The 1,161-nt window shown below is 67.6% G+C and carries 1 protein-coding gene; it reads right to left on the bottom strand.

All coding sequences use genetic code 11. The features are described 5' to 3' along the window. The coding region (locus OM513_RS20740; RefSeq protein ID WP_264946688.1) for a UDP-glucose dehydrogenase family protein at positions 1-1,161 on the bottom strand (1,161 nt) is incomplete at both ends.

The raw sequence follows: 1,161 nt of genomic DNA, 5'->3' as shown, positions 1-1,161 counted from the left end.
GAGGTCGAGCGCGCGGAACGCATCCCATTCGGTGACGATGACGAGCGCGTCGGCGCCGTCGGCGGCGTCATAGGCGCTGTCGCTGAACGTAACGCCGGGGAGCAGCGGACGGGCCTGCTCGAACCCCTCGGGGTCATAGGCCTTCACCTTCGCGCCCGCATCCTGCAGCGCCGCGATGATCGACAGGCTGGGCGCGTCGCGCATGTCGTCGGTGTTCGGCTTGAACGTCAGGCCCAGGATGCCCACCGTCTTGCCGCGCACGTCGCCGCCCATCGCCTTGATCACCTTGCGGCCCATCGCCCGCTTGCGCGCGTCGTTGACCTGCACCGTCGCCTCGACGATCCTGAGCGGCGTGTCGTTGTCCGCCGCGGTCTTCATCAGGGCCAGCGTGTCCTTGGGGAAGCAGCTTCCGCCATAGCCGGGGCCGGCGTGCAGGAACTTCGATCCGATGCGGTTGTCCATGCCGATGCCGCGCGACACCTCCTGCACGTCGGCCCCCACCTGCTCGCACAGGTCGGCGATCTCGTTGATGAAGGTGATCTTCACCGCCAGGAACGCATTGGCGGCATATTTGATCAGCTCCGACGTCCGGCGGCCGACGAACAGCACCGGGGCGTTCTGGTTGAGGCTGAGCGGACGATAGATCGCGCGCATCACCTCGCGCGCCTCCTCGTCGTCGGTGCCCACCACCACGCGGTCCGGGCGCTTGAAGTCCTCGATCGCGGCGCCCTCGCGCAGGAACTCGGGGTTCGACACCACCTTGGCGCCGCAGCCGGGCGCGGCCGCGTTCATGATCCGCTCCACCTCGTCGCCGGTGCCCACCGGCACGGTCGACTTGGTGACGATCACCGCCGGCTTGGTCAGCGCCTTGGCGATCTCCTCGGCAGCCGCGAACACATAGGACAGGTCGGCATGGCCGTCGCCGCGCCGGCTGGGCGTGCCCACCGCGATGAACACCGCGTCGGCATCCTTCACGCCCTCCGCCAGATCGGTCGTGAAGCTCAGCCGCCCGGCCTTCACATTGCCCGACACCAGCTCCGCCAGACCAGGCTCGTAGATCGGCATGATGTTCTGGTGCAGCAACTCGATCTTGCGCGCGTCCTTGTCCACGCACACGACCTCATGGCCAAAATCCGAAAAACACGCCCCAGATACCAGGCC

The sequence above is a fragment of the Sphingomonas canadensis genome (assembly GCF_026013525.1).
Classification (GTDB): Bacteria; Pseudomonadota; Alphaproteobacteria; order Sphingomonadales; family Sphingomonadaceae; genus Sphingomonas; species Sphingomonas canadensis.
Note: the sequence above shows the minus strand (reverse complement) of the source record. Positions and strands in the feature narration are given on the sequence as shown.